The organism is Marinomonas sp. 63XJN7_7_ISO-PGPR-S23-202 (assembly GCF_056173505.1).
Genome location: NZ_CM149677.1, coordinates 573,341 through 589,530 on the forward strand (window position 1 = coordinate 573,341; position 16,190 = coordinate 589,530).

General features: G+C 43.6%; 15 protein-coding genes. 5 read left to right on the forward strand and 10 right to left on the reverse strand.

The features are described 5' to 3' along the window. Positions 1-60: 60 nt before the first annotated feature. The 5 genes from fecE to AC0VYG_RS02600 all read right to left on the reverse strand — a co-directional run bounded on the left by fecE (position 61) and on the right by AC0VYG_RS02600 (position 4,457). A complete protein-coding gene (gene fecE, locus AC0VYG_RS02580; RefSeq protein WP_475430794.1) occupies positions 61-834 on the reverse strand; it encodes a Fe(3+) dicitrate ABC transporter ATP-binding protein FecE in 774 nt (257 codons plus the stop codon). Positions 835-837: 3 nt separating this feature from the next. Continuing rightward, positions 838-1,797 carry a Fe(3+) dicitrate ABC transporter permease subunit FecD gene (gene fecD, locus AC0VYG_RS02585; protein ID WP_475430796.1) on the reverse strand — a complete coding sequence of 320 codons (960 nt, stop codon included), beginning with the start codon at positions 1,795-1,797 and terminating at the stop codon, positions 838-840. Next, positions 1,794-2,795 carry an iron chelate uptake ABC transporter family permease subunit gene (locus tag AC0VYG_RS02590; protein ID WP_475430797.1) on the reverse strand — a complete coding sequence of 334 codons (1,002 nt, stop codon included), beginning with the start codon at positions 2,793-2,795 and terminating at the stop codon, positions 1,794-1,796. Before AC0VYG_RS02590 ends, fecD begins: the two co-directional genes overlap by 4 nt. Next, the gene (locus tag AC0VYG_RS02595) at positions 2,792-3,748 is read right to left on the reverse strand and encodes a Fe(3+) dicitrate ABC transporter substrate-binding protein (protein ID WP_475430798.1); all 957 of its coding nucleotides are present in this window, start codon (positions 3,746-3,748) and stop codon (positions 2,792-2,794) included. The genes AC0VYG_RS02590 and AC0VYG_RS02595 overlap by 4 nt, the downstream gene beginning before the upstream one ends. 220 nt (positions 3,749-3,968) lie before the next feature. Next, positions 3,969-4,457 (reverse strand): gluconokinase, encoded by a 489-nt coding sequence (locus AC0VYG_RS02600; protein ID WP_475430799.1) that lies wholly within the window; start codon positions 4,455-4,457, stop codon positions 3,969-3,971. 440 nt (positions 4,458-4,897) lie between these two features. Between AC0VYG_RS02600 and AC0VYG_RS02605 the strand changes: the two genes are divergently transcribed. The 5 genes from AC0VYG_RS02605 to AC0VYG_RS02625 are packed head-to-tail and all read left to right on the forward strand — an operon-like array spanning position 4,898 to position 11,567. After that, the gene (locus AC0VYG_RS02605; protein ID WP_475430800.1) at positions 4,898-7,786 is read left to right on the forward strand and encodes a bifunctional diguanylate cyclase/phosphodiesterase; all 2,889 of its coding nucleotides are present in this window, start codon (positions 4,898-4,900) and stop codon (positions 7,784-7,786) included. 57 nt (positions 7,787-7,843) lie between these two features. Then, the gene (gene siaA / locus AC0VYG_RS02610; protein WP_475430801.1) at positions 7,844-9,850 is read left to right on the forward strand and encodes a biofilm regulation protein phosphatase SiaA; all 2,007 of its coding nucleotides are present in this window, start codon (positions 7,844-7,846) and stop codon (positions 9,848-9,850) included. 4 nt (positions 9,851-9,854) lie between these two features. Beyond that, a complete protein-coding gene (gene siaB / locus AC0VYG_RS02615) occupies positions 9,855-10,391 on the forward strand; it encodes a biofilm regulation protein kinase SiaB (protein ID WP_475430802.1) in 537 nt (178 codons plus the stop codon). Between the two features lie 9 nt (positions 10,392-10,400). Then, positions 10,401-10,775 (forward strand): biofilm regulation phosphoprotein SiaC, encoded by a 375-nt coding sequence (siaC, locus tag AC0VYG_RS02620; RefSeq protein ID WP_475430803.1) that lies wholly within the window; start codon positions 10,401-10,403, stop codon positions 10,773-10,775. Further along, complete coding sequence (locus tag AC0VYG_RS02625; protein WP_475430804.1) at positions 10,776-11,567, forward strand: diguanylate cyclase; 792 nt, start codon at positions 10,776-10,778, stop codon at positions 11,565-11,567. 138 nt (positions 11,568-11,705) lie between these two features. Here AC0VYG_RS02625 and AC0VYG_RS02630 read toward each other — a convergent pair whose 3' ends face one another. The 5 genes from AC0VYG_RS02630 to AC0VYG_RS02650 all read right to left on the reverse strand — a co-directional run bounded on the left by AC0VYG_RS02630 (position 11,706) and on the right by AC0VYG_RS02650 (position 16,028). Next, complete coding sequence (locus AC0VYG_RS02630) at positions 11,706-12,137, reverse strand: organic hydroperoxide resistance protein (protein WP_475430805.1); 432 nt, start codon at positions 12,135-12,137, stop codon at positions 11,706-11,708. A 71-nt stretch (positions 12,138-12,208) separates the two neighbouring features. Beyond that, positions 12,209-12,652: a MarR family winged helix-turn-helix transcriptional regulator gene (locus AC0VYG_RS02635; protein ID WP_475430806.1), complete on the reverse strand. Its 444-nt coding sequence runs from the start codon at positions 12,650-12,652 to the stop codon at positions 12,209-12,211. A gap of 118 nt (positions 12,653-12,770) precedes the next feature. Beyond that, positions 12,771-13,577, reverse strand: a complete 807-nt coding sequence (locus tag AC0VYG_RS02640) for a UDP-2,3-diacylglucosamine diphosphatase (RefSeq protein ID WP_475430807.1) — start codon at positions 13,575-13,577, stop codon at positions 12,771-12,773. A gap of 142 nt (positions 13,578-13,719) precedes the next feature. Next, positions 13,720-15,498, reverse strand: coding sequence for an EAL domain-containing protein (locus AC0VYG_RS02645; protein WP_475430809.1), 1,779 nt, complete (start codon positions 15,496-15,498; stop codon positions 13,720-13,722). Positions 15,499-15,845: 347 nt separating this feature from the next. Then, on the reverse strand, positions 15,846-16,028 hold the full coding sequence (locus tag AC0VYG_RS02650) for an RSP_7527 family protein (protein WP_475430810.1): 183 nt from the start codon (positions 16,026-16,028) through the stop codon (positions 15,846-15,848). Between the last annotated feature and the right edge of the window lie 162 nt (positions 16,029-16,190).

The following is a 16,190-nucleotide window of genomic DNA, read 5'->3' on the forward strand; positions in this document are numbered from 1 at the left end:
GTCTTATTGACAGGGGCCTTTTCGTTCTGGTGTCATATCTTGGCGATGGTAGCGCTTTGCTTATTTATCTTCAACGATACACATCGGGGTGTTGGCGATAGGGTCAAGATGTATTTGTGCGTTGAGATCAAAAACAGTCCGTAGCATGTCCTTTGTTAATACCGCTTCTGGTGTTCCCTGTGTATTGATTTGACCTTGCTTCATGACAATCAAATGGTCGCAATAGCGTGCTGCCTGGTTGATATCGTGCAGGACCGTCACGATGGTTTTTCCGGATAGGTTAAGTTGACGAAGTAAATGCATCAGTTCCACTTGATGGTTTAAGTCCATGTAGGTGGTTGGTTCATCAAGGAGTAAGTAGGGCGTGTCTTGGGCAAGCGTCATGGCGAGCCAGACACGTTGACGTTGTCCACCTGATAACTCGCTCACTAACTGCTCGGCTAGTGCTGTGACCCCCGTTTCTTGCATCACTTTATCAATAATGGCGTGGTCGTCTTTCGTTAACCTCCCCCAAAACCCTGTATACGGGCTACGTCCATACGCGATGAGATCCTTAACCTTGATGCCCTCAGGAATAGGTTGTGTTTGTGGTAATAAGGCCAGTTGTTTTGCTAAGCCTTTGGAAGGCATTTGGTGAAGGTTTTTTCCACACCAATGTACTTCCCCTGTGATTGGCGTCAGAATACGTGCCATGGCCTTCAGAAGAGTCGATTTACCGCAACCATTCGGTCCAAGTAAAGCAACCATTTTTCCTTCTGGTATGGCCAGCGAGACTTGGTTGACAATGGTTTTGCCATGATAGCCAACGCAGACATTATGAGTACTAAGAGACATAAATCATTTTGTCCTGATAAGTAACCAAAGAAAATAAGGGGCGCCAAGTACAGCCGTCATGATCCCCGCTGGTAATTCAATCGGTGGGTCGATTGTACGGGCCACTAAATCGGCCATCAGCAGTAAGACGGCACCCACTAACATAGTGGCTGGCAGCAGAGCTTGGTGGCGACCACCAAATAATTTGCGCGCAAGATGGGGGGCGACTAAGCCTAAGAAGCCAATGGGACCACAAATTGACACCGCCGCCGCGGTTAGTGCCACCGCAATGGCTAAGGCAGTCAGGCGAAGTGAATTAACCTTTGTGCCAAGGCTAATAGCACTGTCTTCGCCAAGATGAATAAGATTCAACGATTTCGCCAAGTATAGCGCACATGGAATGAGCACAAGCCAGGGGAGTAGCATGGTAATTTGTGGCCAACTGCGTCCCCATAAGCTGCCTGTTAACCAAAGCAACGCATTGTTGATTTCTAACGGCTTGATCAACATTAAAAAATCGACTGTACTGGCATAAAAGGTTGCCAGAGCCACCCCAGTAATCGCTAGTTTTATCGTGCTGCTGCGATGACCACATAACCACCATAAAATCAGTGCTGCGCACAAACCGCCAACTAAGGCCACCGCCGGAAGCCAAGAAATGCTCGAATGTGGAAAATAGATCATGTACACCACGGCGGCAAGGCCCGCTCCGTGGCTGACGCCGAGAATGTCCGGTGATGCTAATGGGTTACGAATCACCCCTTGAACGAGAGCCCCAGCAAGGGCAAGCATGGCGCCCACTAACACCGCCAGTAGGGTACGAGGTAAACGGTATTCGTGGATGGTGAAGTAGCTATCACTGCCCGGTTGAAAGCCGCGAAAAACATCATGTAATGACAGTGAGACGGCACCGAATAGCAAATTCGCTATGACCAGTAAGATCAACAATACACTAATAATGAAAAAAGGAATAAATCGGCTCATAGAGTGCGTTGCCTAACCAGATAGATAAAAAACGGTGCGCCTATTAACGCTAAAACCGCCCCAGCCGGAGTTTCCATAGGGAAGATAATTGAACGGCTGATAATGTCCGAGAGGACGACCAAAATGGCGCCTAATAGCATAGCGAGAGGTAAAAAACGCCGATGGTCCTGTCCACAAAGCATTTTGGCCATGTGTGGGACGAGTAAGCCGACAAAGCCAATGGAGCCCACTGAGCTGATGGCGCTGGCAACCAGTAGTAATACTAAGAAGCTTCCCGCCAGCTTGGTAAGAATAAGAGAAGTGCCTAAGTTGCGGGCATTCTCTTCCCCCAGTTGCAGGATATTTAACGTTGGCGAGAGCGCCATACAGGCTAACAAACTGAACAAAGAGATAGGCCACAAGTGATCAAAGGTGGCCCATCGGGCGTTCGCTAAGCTGCCTGCTAGCCAGGTTAAGACACCTGAGGCCTGATCTTCTGCCATAATGATGGAGGCTTTAGTGAGTGCCGCACAAAGCGCCGAAATGGCCACACCTGCCAACACTAAACGGCTGGAGTCGTTGCCACCTTTCCATGCGCTTCCCAGTACCATAACCAAGGTCCAAGTCATCCCGCCACCAATGATGGCGGCAACAGAGGTGCCTAATAGACCAAACCAAGGGGCGATGGTCGAGACTGCCGCCATACCAAGCGCGGCACCGGCATTGACACCAAGCACGGAGGGCGCGGCCAGCGGGTTTTGTGTTAAGCCCTGCATCACCACACCGGCTGCCGCCAGAGAGGCACCGACGAGGATACCTATCAAGGTGCGGGGTAAGCGCAAATCTTGAACAATATGTTGAGGGATGCTGGTATCGTCCATATTAAATAAGGCGTGAAGGGCATCCATCGGCGTAATCGGTACCGCAGACCAGCTAAATAAACTGATCCAAGCGATGACCAATAAGCTTGTCCCTAACAAGATGCACTGCCAAGTAAAGGGAAGCCGCGATAACATCATGGTTGAGAGACGACTTGATTGCCGTGAAATACATTAACCAAGTCTTGTCCCATTTGTTCCGCCGCCATGATGCCTCGACAGCGCGACCAAACATTGGGATTTACGTAAAAGATGTGATGCTCACGAGCGGCTTTTAATACCGACCACAGTGGTTCTTTTTCCCATTTATCCACAATACTGGGATGGGTGTAGTTGCCAATAATCAAGTAATCAGGATTAATGCTGAGCAGTTGTTCCAAGCTGGTTTGGCGAGAAGCTGAATCGTTTCTTCCGGTATGCGCGTTGGCTAAACCAAGGGCTCGAATAACGCCGCCAGCGTAGGAATCTGCAGTGTGTAAAAAGAGAGCGTCGTCCCGGGCAACCCCAAATTGAACCACCACGCCTTTTGGTAATTGCTTAGCATAGGCGGCCATAATTTTCTGATGCTTTGCTAGACGCGCTTGCATTTCTTTGTTTTTACCAATCACTTTGCCAATGATAGCGGCCGCTTTGAGACTGTCCTGATAGGTTTCGCGGCGCGATGGCAAAATAAGGGTTGGCGCGATTTTTTGCAGATCCGCATAGACACCTTCATGGCGAGAGATATCGGCAATAATGAGGTCGGGTTTTAACGCTGCAATGGTTTCTAAACTAGGCTGTGAACGCGTACCGACCGATGTCCAAGGTTTGATGATCTTACGGACGGCCGGTAATACACGGCTTGGGTCTTTATCGTCCGCAATGCCAATAGGGCTGACTCCGACAGACGCTAATGCATCGGCAAAGGAAAATTCTAAGACCACTATGCGCTTTGGTCGGTAATCGATTGTGAAAGTCCCTTTGCTATCTTGCACCGTTACAGGTTTGTCTAGAGTGTTTTCCGGATGAGGGCCATTATCTGAAGCGGCTTGGTTCAACCCTGAAAAAAGAAGAGCTGAGGCACAAGTCAGCACCATGATTAGGAAGTGTTTCATTACATCTTGATTCTTTGTTTATGAAGGTTTTAATGATAACACTTCTCAATATTATTTATCTATTGTTATGGCGCTTGATTTGCTAGCTCTTGAAGCGTCGGACGTTTCTTTTTCATTTAGGTGCAACTATTTCGTCGTCTTGTTACTCGTACCATTACCATAGTTTGAGTCGCCCGAGAACTGCAAAAAATGGATGATTGCGATTCTGCGAAGGACTGGTTTATTGCTTTATATAGGCCAGTGCTTGTTGGAACACAGTGTCAGCATCTTGGCTAATATCAAGGCTAAAAGCTTCACTTTGTGTGGGTTCAATGAGGGTGGCAAACTGACTTTTTAGCATGTCTTGGCCTTTAAAGTAGTGTCCGTTGCGTTTTTGGTGACGTTGCCAAATGGTATCGAAATCTCCCTTAAGGTACAGCATAGTGACATCATCAAGGTCTTTTTTCAGCATGTCTCGGTATTCCGGTTTAAGGCCAGAGCAAGCGACGACAGCGCATTCATGATTTTTTAATAAGGCATTTAACGTGGATAGCCATCCAAAACGGTCTTGATCGGATAATGGAATACCTTTGCTCATTTTCTCGATGTTCGACGAGTTGTGATAATCGTCGCCATCAAAAAAGGGATAACCTAATGCGTCGGCTAGACGTTTACCTATCAATGATTTACCGGATCCTGAAACACCCAGAACGACAATCTTTTTTCCCATGAATGAAAGCCTCTTACCTAATAGCCTATAATGTGTTGCTGTGCGACGAATGATGAATCATCACGCAACGTCTTCCTGTGTAAATGTTAACAATGATACATGCATTACTTCCACCCAAGCGCCAGTTGTGGGAATTTAGGTCGTTTGTTACCGGTAACTTTCTGATGCCGTCAATCCTTTCTTAGGCTCTTCTATATTCTTCTTCTAATGCTTTGAAATTTTTAGTGATTTTTTGATGTTGGTCTTGATAAAACGCAAATTTACGATGGGAAGGTCGATTAAAAAAATAACCTATAGTAGGATCGTTAACGCTCAATGTTGCTATTACGGTGAGTAAAAACAGTTTGTTTTTTATTATTTAAGTTGTGGTTTTATCATTGATGTTAAATTTTTTTCTTAAATTACTAAATAGACCTAAACAATTTTGTCTCTTTGTTTTTATGACGACTCTGCTTATTTTAGGGTATGTGGCGTTTCAGTTTTATAAAATAGAGGTACAAGATGAAAAAAATATGGCGATGGCCCTAGCGCAAAGTAACGCCTCGCTTTTAGTCACCACACTGAATAAAAGTGTATCGGCTAATTATGCCTTCGCCGCCATGTTGCAAAAGTCTCAGGGGAACCCCGTCGGTTTTTCTTATTTAGCTGACTCCTTGAAGACCTACTATCCTGATGTTGAATTGTTCTCGCTTGCTCCACAAGGTTTGATTCAGTATATCTACCCACTAAAGGGGCATGAGCAAGCTCTAAATAAGAGTCAGTTTATTGGTGACGACGAAAAGAAGCTTTATATCAGTGGTGATGCACCTCGATCTGTTACTTTTCGAGGGCCATTGCATGTATTCTCGGATAAGCAAGAGATCATTGGCTCTTTCCCCGTCTATTTGCAAGATCAGCAAGGGCACTCTTCTTTTTGGGGATTGAGTAATACTGTTATTGATATGGCTGATTTGATGCAGCGATTAGATTTAAATGAATTTGTCAGTCGACATTTAGATTATCAACTGACTGTTCTCAACCAAGCGCAACATAGTAAAGCACAGACGGTGGCTGCCTCCAAAGAAGTCGCTTCTAGTCCCTATGCTATTCACCTTGATATCCCTATTCAGGGGATGACTTGGCGTTTATACCTCGCTCCTGAAAGCTCATGGGTTTCTATATGGATGCTTTTGTTAGGTGTGTTGCTTATCCTCTCTGTCAGCTTTTTGATGGCCTACTTTGTCTGTTTGGGTCTAAAAGTTCGTCTCAGTCACCATAATCTAGAAAGCTTGGTGGATAAAAGGACTGCCACATTAAAAACTCTCAACAAGCGTCTAACGGTATTGTTGAACGCCATGCAGGATTCGATTTATGAAGTGGGGTTAGACGGTTGTATTATTGCCTATCATTCACCGCGTATCGAGCAGGACTATCGTTTTCTTGGTTCACCTTTGGGAGTGGACTATAGAGCGTTTTTTCCAATTAGCGTGGGGGCGGTATTTGAAGAGGCGATACATTGTGCAAAAGAGTATGGAATAACCAAAGGCCATGAGTGCTATTTAGAGACTGAATTAGGGCGTCGATGGTATGAAGTGTCAGCAACCTATTCCCAGTCGGATGATGAGATAGACGGCTTTTTTGTTGTGATTACCCGCGAAGTGACCTTTCGAAAAAACGTCGAGTCGGAACTTCGTATTGCCGCCACGGCTTTTCAAACACAAGACGGTATTTTAATTACTGATACGAAAAACTGTATTGTACGAGTGAATGCTGCCTTTGAGAAGATAACGGGTTATACAGAGAAAGAAGTCATTGGCAAAACCCCCGCTATTATCAGTTCTGGCCGCCATTCCAAAGCATTTTTCCGCGATATGTACGAACACATTGAAAGGTTTGAAAGTTGGGAAGGAGAAATTTGGAATCGTCGCAAAGACGGTGAAATTTTTCCAGAATGGCTGAGTATTTCTGTGGTAAAAGATGAGCATGGTGTATTAACCCACTATGTGGCGACCTTTAAAGACATTTCTGAAACCAAAGATAATGAGCGTCGCATTAATCAGTTGAATTACTACGATAGCTTAACGCGTTTGGCAAACCGTCGTTTGATCACCAAAGAATTAGATCACATACTGGAAAGTGGCATTTTAACGTTTCGTCGCAGTGCCTTGTTGTTTGTTGATATAGACCATTTTAAAGATGTGAATGATCTTAGAGGGCATTTGGTTGGGGATGCGCTATTGCAACAAATTGCATCGCGTTTGATGGATTCAACACGCTCGGGGGATATTGTATCTCGCTTTGGTGGCGATGAGTTTCTGATTATGTTGGAGGATGTGGATGTCTCTGTTTCAGAAGATAGAATTGCTTATCGCGCTAAGCATGTTGCTGAAAAAATCATGACGGCGCTGAGTGTGCCGTTTGAGCTGGGTGGCGCGCCTTATCATCTCTCCGCTAGTATTGGTATTGCTCTGTTTGGTAAAGAAACAAGCAATAGTGAAGAGGTCATCAAGCAGGCAGAACTTGCCTTGTATGAGGCCAAAGGGCGTGGTCGTAATCAAGTATGCTTTTACGCTCCTCAAATGCACGAAAAAGTATTAGAACGTGTGACGTTAGACAGTGATTTTAGGCGGGCCTTAGCCGAAGAACAATTTGTTTTATATTACCAGCCGCAATGGACGGCGAACAAAGAAATGAAAGGGGTGGAAGCTTTAGTTCGGTGGCAGCACCCGGAAAGGGGGATGATTTCCCCAATGTATTTTATTCCGTTTGCTGAAGAGTCAAAGTTAATTCTGCCTTTAGGGGATTGGGTATTACGAACGGCGTTGAAGCAATTGGCTGACTGGCAAAAGGATCCAGCGTTAAAACATTTGATCATGTCTGTGAACGTCAGTGCATTGCAGTTTTCCCAAGAGGAGTTTGTGTCACAAGTAAAAGAGGCAATTTATCAAACGGGGATTCCTCCAGCACAATTACAAATTGAGCTCACTGAGAGTATGTTAGTGCATGATCAATTTGATATCATTCAAAAGATGCAGTCTCTCAAGCAGTTAGGCGTCCTGATTTCCTTAGATGATTTTGGGACAGGCTATTCCTCGTTATCGTATCTTCAACAACTGCCGATCGATCAACTGAAAATTGACCAGTCCTTTATTCGAGCGATACAAGAAAGTGATAAGCAAGCGTCTCTTGCCGCCTCTATTATCGGTTTAGGTCATAATCTCCATATGGAAGTGATTGCTGAGGGGGTTGAAACACAAGCCCAATTTGATTGGTTAAAGCAACACGGATGTGATCTGTTTCAGGGTTTTTTACTGGCTCGCCCCATGCCAATAGAGACATTTAGTTACTAATTAGCGGTTGTGTATACATAATCTTACTGTTTCTCATTTATATCAAAGGATACGCTTATGGCACGGTGGGGCTTGCGTGGTAAATCGTTGTTTGCGTTGGCAAGTACGAGTGTGTTTGCTTTATTAATGGTTGCAATGATTGGCTGGTATTTTGTTCAAAAAGGGCAAGAGTATTCCGCTGAAAATTATGCGAATAGTTTTACCGAGTTAAACTATCAGAGAATGTTGACGCCAGTTTCTCGAGAGCTAGCGTTAGCGCAACGGTTTGCGAATTCCCCCATTGTCAAAGCATGGCTTAGAAAGCCAGATGACCCAGCGTTAAAAAAGCTATGGTTAGAGGAAACGCAGAGTTATCTTAACGCGTTTCAAAGCCATAATATGTTCTTGGTGAATGATGCAACGAAGCAGTACTTTTTTGCGGATCCAAATAGTCCATTGTCGACGACGCCAAAATATGTGTTAGACGCTAATAAACCTGCTGACAGTTGGTATTTTCTAACCCGTCAACAGCACGTGCCATTTGTTATCAATGTGAATTACGACTCGGTATTAAAGGTCATAAAGGTTTGGATTGATGTCCATATTGTAGATCATGGACAGTTCTTGGGACTTGCGGGAACCGGGCTGTCTTTAGACCATTTTATTAAACAGTTTGCGGATAACGCCATTCCTGGGGTAACGCCCTTTATTATCAATGCCAATGGCAGTATCGAAATTCATCATAACGAAAAGATGATTGCCTACAACTCGATGAATGGTAAGGACAAACAACATTCTATTTATGCATTGTTGGACAATGATAAGTCTAAAGAAAAAGTGAAAGCGGCTTTAAAGAAAGCGCGCCATGATAAGGAAAAGGTTGTCACTATTAAGGTAGAGCAAGGTGGGCACCAGCAATTAATGGCGTTTGTGTATTTTCCATTGTTAGATTGGTACGTGGTAACCAATATAGATTTAAACAAGGTTAGTCTGTTTGATTCTAATCTTGTTTTGCCGACGCTTGGCGTTCTTGTGTTGTTGCTGATTTTACTTTTGGGCTTTTTTGGGCTGGTGATTGAACGTTTAGTGATTACCCCCATTAGAGAATTACAACAATCGGCAAAAAGTATTGCGGGTGGTTCCTACGATGTGTCTTTGGTTTCGCGTAGTAACGATGAAATTGGTGATTTGAGCAAGACATTTAATACTATGGCTCAACAGGTTAGAAACCATACTCAGGAGCTAGAGAAACAAGTTCAAAAGCGCACTGCTGAGCTGGAGGAGGCACACCAGAAAGTGGTGGATGCGCACCGCAAAATAGGAGCGTCTATTGATTATGCCAGCTTGATTCAAAAGTCGATTTTACCGGATCGGCAAATGTGTCAATTTTTGGGGGATCAGCACAGTGTCATATGGCGACCAAGAGATGTGGTGGGGGGAGACTTTTATGTGTTCCACAACACAAACGAGGGCTGTTTATTAGGTATCGTCGATTGTGCTGGGCATGGTGTCCCTGGTGCATTGATGACGATGTTGATGCGTGCTGCCATTGACTATGCTATAGGTCATGTTGGCATTCAAAATCCAGCGGCTTTGCTCAGTTCTATTGATACTACCTTGCGTTCTATGTTGAATGAAGAGTTGAGTGCGAATAAAGTGGCAACAAATGCTGATGTTGGGTTGGTTTATGTGCCTAATCAAGGGGATTTTATTCGTTTCTCCGGCGCTAAAATTACGCTTTATGGCAGTAATGGCGATGAGATCATAAAGCAAAAATCAGGACGAAGAGCATTGGGAGATAGACGAGTAGGCGAGTATCACAATACCGAATTACCTATGTCTGGCTGGACCTATTATATGACAACTGATGGCTTTTTAGATCAGGCGGGTGGGGAGAAGAACTTTGGTTTTGGTAATCAACGTTTTGAAGGGTTGATAAAAGACAATGCTTCTTTACCCCTAAGGGATCAAGCGGACTTTTTTGAATCTGCTCTAGATGACTATATGGGGGATCAACCTCAACGAGACGATATCACGTTGTTGTCTTTCCGGTTTGATCCAAAAACGCAAAATGATGAGGTTTGATGAGATGCCTGCACCAAATTTATATGATTTGAGGGAGCGTTTTGAAAAAGACAGGATTCTACTTTGTTTTAATGGCCCTATTTCTCGCAGTCTGATTGAAGAAATAGGCAATGCACTGAAAAACTATTTGAAATCAGAGCAAATGTCACCCGCTTGTGCGTTGGATGTGTTTGCAGCCTATATAGAACTCACGCAAAATATTCGTCATTATGCGGCGTCTTCCCAATTGCCTGGTGTTGAAGTGGCAACGGTGATTGTGAGTTACGATGAAGGCTACTATCGAGTTTCAGCCGGTAATATTGTCAAAATTGAAGATGGTCAGGCGTTAGTGGAACGTATTGATGCATTAGCAGCATTGGATAAAACTGAGTTAAAAGCCCTGTATAAAGCTCAGTTGCGTAAACCACGTGATGAAAATGCGGTCACTGGTGCCGGACTAGGGTTAATTGATATGGCTCGTAAATCGTCAAAACCAATGGAAGCGAATTTGCAAATGATCGATGACGATACCGCTTACTTTAGCTTAAGCATAGAGATTTGAGAGAACACGATGAAAGATTTGAGAATAGATGGGACCGTTTCTTCGCCGAGTGTGAGAGCTAGCTGGCAAGAAGGTACGTTATACATGGAAGGTGATTCTTATCCTGAAAACTCCTATGAGTTGTATGCTGAGATGGTGGCTTGGGTCAGTCAATATTTAGACCAATCGTCTGCGCCGCTCAAGCTTGAGTTGTCATTACTGTATTTGAATACCAGTAGTATTAAAGTCATGATGGACATCTTTGATGAAATGGAAGAATACTTTCAGCAAGGTCGTCAGGTCTCAGTGAATTGGTATTTTGATGAAGACAATGAACGTGTTGCTGAGTTAGCGGAAGAATTCAAAGAAGACTGCCATTTTCCTTTTGAGATTATAGGTAAATAGATGAAGACCAATTTCTCTGAGCTTGAAAAGGAGATTCAAACGATACTCAATACTCCCCAATATAATGATCACCCCGCAAGCCGGGCTTTGCGTCAATTGTGGGAAGTGAATCAAGAGCAGTGGAATAGAATGGATCGGCTGACACGATTATCGGATTCTTACCAAGATATGATGATGCAGCGTGAAAAAAGCTTAAGTGAGCGTTTTGATAAGCACTTGCGACAGCTAGAGAAGATTACTCGAATCTCGGATCGCTATCAGCGTAATTTACGTCAGTTGAATCTTGAGTTAGAGAGAACATCATTAATTGACCCACTGACGGAGTTGCCCAATCGACGCTTTATCATGAAGCGTTTGTCTTATGCTGTTGAGCATCGAGAGGATGCGTTGTCAGAGGGATTGACCGTCGCGATGATCGACATTGATTACTTTAAAAAAGTGAATGATCAATTTGGTCATCAGGTGGGGGATGATGTTTTAGTGGCTTTGGGGAAATTAATGAATAACATCATTAATGATCATGGCTTGTTAGGCCGATGGGGCGGCGAGGAATTTCTTGTCATACTGCCTCGATATTCTCAAGAAAAGGCCATTGCTTTGATGGAAAAAGTACGCGATGGAGTGGCTTCGTATCGACTCTCATGTGATCATAAAACGGTATCGACCAGCATCAGTGTTGGCATCAGCAATTTTCGTGCAGAAGATTCAACGGACACGCTTCTCTCAAGAGTAGATGATGCCTTATATTTAGCCAAATCAAAAGGCCGTAACTGTCTCATCGTTGGCTCATAAATAGGCTTGACGACTGCTTTGATAGACAAGAACAAATAACCGTTCATAAAAAAGGGCTTCTCATGTTGAGACGCCCTTTTTTAAAACCATTTTGCTCATAAAATAGAGCGTTCTAGGTTAGTGAGCAAACCTAGACGTTTATACATTAACGGCTAAGGTAACATCAATGTTGTTACGAGTGGCGTTGGAATATGGGCAAACTTGGTGAGCATCATCAACCAGCTTCTCTGCTTGCGCTTTATCCATTCCTGGTAAGTTAACCGTCAATTTCGCGGCAATACCAAAACCATGGTCGATTGGTCCAATGCTGATAGCCGCATCAATTGTGCTGTCTGCTGGCAATTTTGCTTGCTGTTGAGAAGCCACTAATTGCAATGCCCCCATGAAACACGCAGAGTAGCCTGCTGCGAATAGTTGTTCAGGGTTAGTCCCTTCACCGCCATTACCACCTAGTTCTTTTGGCGTGCTAAGAGTGACAGATAATTTACCATCGTCGGATTTTGATTCGCCAGTGCGTCCACCTTTAGACGTTGCGTGAGCAGTGTATAGTACTTGGTTTAATGCTGTCATATCTGACTCCTGTTTTGTCATCGTTTAAACGGGTTATCACAAGGGGGTTATAAGGTAACGCCCCCTGTTGGTTAGTGGCTATCGTTGTAATGAATGAGATTTTGCCTCAATGTATCCACTACATGTTTGGTCCTACCAATGTCTTCTAACGACAGTTGAGAAGCACAAATAGCCTCTTGAAAAACACTTTCTACCTGGTCTTCTAATGCTTGACCTTGCTTCGTTAACTCAATAATCACATGTCGTTCATCTTGCTTATCTCGACGACGTGTCACTAAATTGGCACTTTCCATTCTTTTTAATAAGGGGGTCAGCGTTGCTGAATCTAAGAACAAATCTTCACCAATATTGGTCATAGGGTAAGACTTATGTTGCCAAAGTAGAATTAACACCAGATATTGCGGGTAAGTGATGCCCAACGGCTTTAAGAGTTTTCGATACAACTTATTCATCGCCAGAGACGTTGAATAGAGCGAAAAACATAAAAGCTCATTTAACTTGGGAGTGTCTTGCATGGCTGACTTACCTTGTTCTTTTATCTGGATGTGTTTTATATTAGATAGTGCGCTATTTAATGTCAAGAAATTAAATAGCGCACTATATTTTTCAATGTATGGGGGAGGTCAAGGAAACCTAATTAGGTTGGCGGCTTAGCGGATTGCCTTGCCATTGCTCATCTTGAGGCTCTGTTGCAAGGTGTTTAGGTTGTTCTGACCAGTGAAGTAGGTTGAGTTCGCCTGTTTTTGACTCGGTGAGAGCGGTGCAATGTTCAACCCAGTCACCATCGTTGCAATACAACGTTCCCTCTTTTAATAGAAACGAAGCGAAGTGAATATGACCACAAATATAGCCATCAAGGTGTTTGCTTTTAGCGGATTTGAGGGCTGCTGTTTCAAAGCGATGGATGAACTCCTTGGCTTTGCCGATATGGCTTTTTAGGTAGCCAGCGAGGGACCAATAGGGGAGCCGAATAAAACGCCGCACGCCATTAATCCACTGATTTAGTGACAACATAGCACTATGTGCACGATCACCAATGGCAAGCATCAATGGGCTGATTTTAACCATTTGATCGAACTCGTCGCCGTGACTTACATGGAAATGTCGGCCATCGGCCGTGGTATGGCGAGCGTTAAGACGAATCTCGATGCCCGATAGTGTTTGCCCTGTAAATTGACGAAAAAAAGCATCATGGTTGCCAGGAATATAAATGACTTGAGTGCCATTTTTTGCCATATACAAAATACGTTCTACAATCCGATAGTGGAGGTCGATAAAATGTGCTTTACGACGCATTTCTTGAAGGTCAATAATATCGCCCACTAGGTATAAAGTGTCTGTTTTTATCGTGGTAAGGAAATCCAGTAAATGGGCGGCCTGACATGCCTTAGTCCCTAAGTGCACATCGGATATAAACACCGTTCGAAAAGTCGTTTGCATCGTTTCGTCCTATGGCTAACGCTATGGTTTTAAGGTTAGATTAAGGAAGAAACATGACAGGCCTGAGACAATGTCATGACAGTTTGAGGACGGTGACACATTTCAACCCCATTATGGAAGTGTGTCATAAGTTACTTTATTTTTATGATGGTTCTTGTAAAGTAGAGCGAGAGTACGTACGTTGGTAGGGTTGAATATAAAGATGGTTGCCACCTTTTTGTTTTGCTGACTTTTTCGCTAATGCCGCTAATTCTGCCACTTGATGATGGTTTAATCCTTGTTCTGCTCGCAAATCGACAACGCCCACGGATAAGCTTAGCACGGGGTGAAAAACCTTTTCGCCTTGTCGACTACTCCCCCATACACCATCGGCTTGCAAGGTTTCTTGGGTGTAAAATTGTCGTACTTGTTGAGCAAACTGATCGAGTACCGTCTGACACTGTTCTTGCCAATTGTCGTCTGCAAAAATAACGATAAAATCGTCACCACCCACATGACCAATAAAGTTACGTGTCGGCTCTATGATATTTTTAATCAAATTGCTGACCAGCTGGATCACTTCATCCCCCATGGAGTAGCCAAAATAATCATTGAACGGTTTGAAGTCGTTGAGATCAAAATACGCCACATGAAAGTTTTCATGATTGGATAAGCGACGCATGACCTCTTGATTGATGGGGACGTTGCCAGGCAGGAGAGTCAGTGGATTGGAGTAGGTCGCATTTTGGATTTTCAGTTCTGTAATGCGTCTTAGCAGATCTCTTAAGGACCCCGTACCAAGGAATTTACCGTTATGCACAATGACAATTTCATTGTTCAAAGTATCGGCTTCCTGATTGGTCACTAACGTAGACACTGTCGATAGGCTGATATTGCTTTCGACCACAATGATGTCTTCGTTGAGTAATAAAGTGGCCGATTTATGCTCGTACAGTGCCCGCCCATAAGGGGTAGAAAAGAGCTCGTGGAGCTGATGACGTCGTATAACACCTACTGGCTTTTCGTCTTTTAACACCGGAATAGAATGCACTTCCTGATTTTCTTTAAACAGGTTTGAGACTTCGTCCAAGTGGCTGTCGATTTGGACTGTTGGTGTCAATCGCGACAAGGAACGTACTGTTTCTGAATGGTCCACTTCAAATACGGCTCGCCTTTGTGCCTGTTTCTTCAAATAAGGATGAGTGGAAAACGCGGGTTTGTCCGTTGGGTGACCTAAAAAATAGCCTTGTCCATACTCAATGCCGAGGTCAATTAGTTGATCCAGCTCTTGTTGCGTTTCGATGCCCTCGGCAATCAGAGTGCATTTTAAACGTTGTGAAATGCTCAAAATAGAGCGTACAAATTCACGTTTTATTTCGTCTTTGTCGATGTTATGAATAAAGTGTTTGTCTATTTTGACGATCTCAGGTTGCAGTTCTGACCAAAGACGCAACCCTGAATAACCGACGCCTAAATCGTCAATGGCAACGTGAAATCCCATGTCTCGATAATGTTTTACACTGATTCTTGATAGGCCATTGTGGTCATATTGATGTTGTTCTGATAGCTCGATGACGATACGTTTTTGGTCCAAGCCTAAATTATTCAGAATTTCCAGCGTCATACCTTTTTGGTGTAAAGGAGAGCTAAGCAGAGAGGCGCTCACATTTAAAAATAAGCGCCCTTCTAGTGCTAATTTCGCAAAACGTGATAAGGCTCGTTCTCGGCATAAAAGCTCTAACTCATGAAGCAGGCCTTTTTTTGTGGCAAGAGAAAATAGTGCATCAGGGTTAAACAAGGCGCTGTTTTTGGGGCCTCGCGATAACGCCTCATGACCATAGATAGCCCCGTTAGACAAATCATATATGGGCTGAAATACTGGTGTGATTAAGCCGTCTTGGATGATTTTATTTAATAATTGCAGTTCATCTATTTGGCTCATTGTTTATTATCCAAATGTTATCGATTGCCCATCCATGTATGTTAAATGATTTTATGTCTAAATTATGACGATTTCATGACGGATAGGTTTTGGTATGGTTCAGCAACTTATTAAACACGTAACAAAATAGGTAGTCTACGTAGTGTGAAAAAGAAAAATAGTAAGATGATGGGAAAAAGACAAGATGTTCTAGAGAGAAAAAGAAGAGCTGTAGCCAGATCGATATTATTCTTGTTGCACTTCGATCGGTTACAGAAAGCTCTTAGTTATTGCTATGGCTTAGGTATACAAAGCCAGCTAACTAAGTCCATTTCACCGCTTGCTGAGTGAAACGTTGTGTAGAAAAATTAGTTAGCAGTATGCCCTTGTGAATGACGTGCAGTGGTGAAACCAGAGAAAATATTTTTTACGCTGGCAACGGCTTTTTTCATCATAAGAGCAAAGTATACACGACGCATTTCATAGGCTTTTTCAACGTAATAGTCCGTATCTAAATTACCTAAGCTATCGTATTTGTAATTGTTTTTCATGGTGTTTCTCCTGTCTGTTGAGGTGGTCTTTATCGACACTCTTAATGATAGGAGTCCGTGGAAATTTGTACAAACGATCAATTTTCAGCATAGAGGTTAGAAAAATTCACCCTTCATCGTGAGGTCCTTATCAATAAAGGACCCCACAAGGAAATGAGCGGA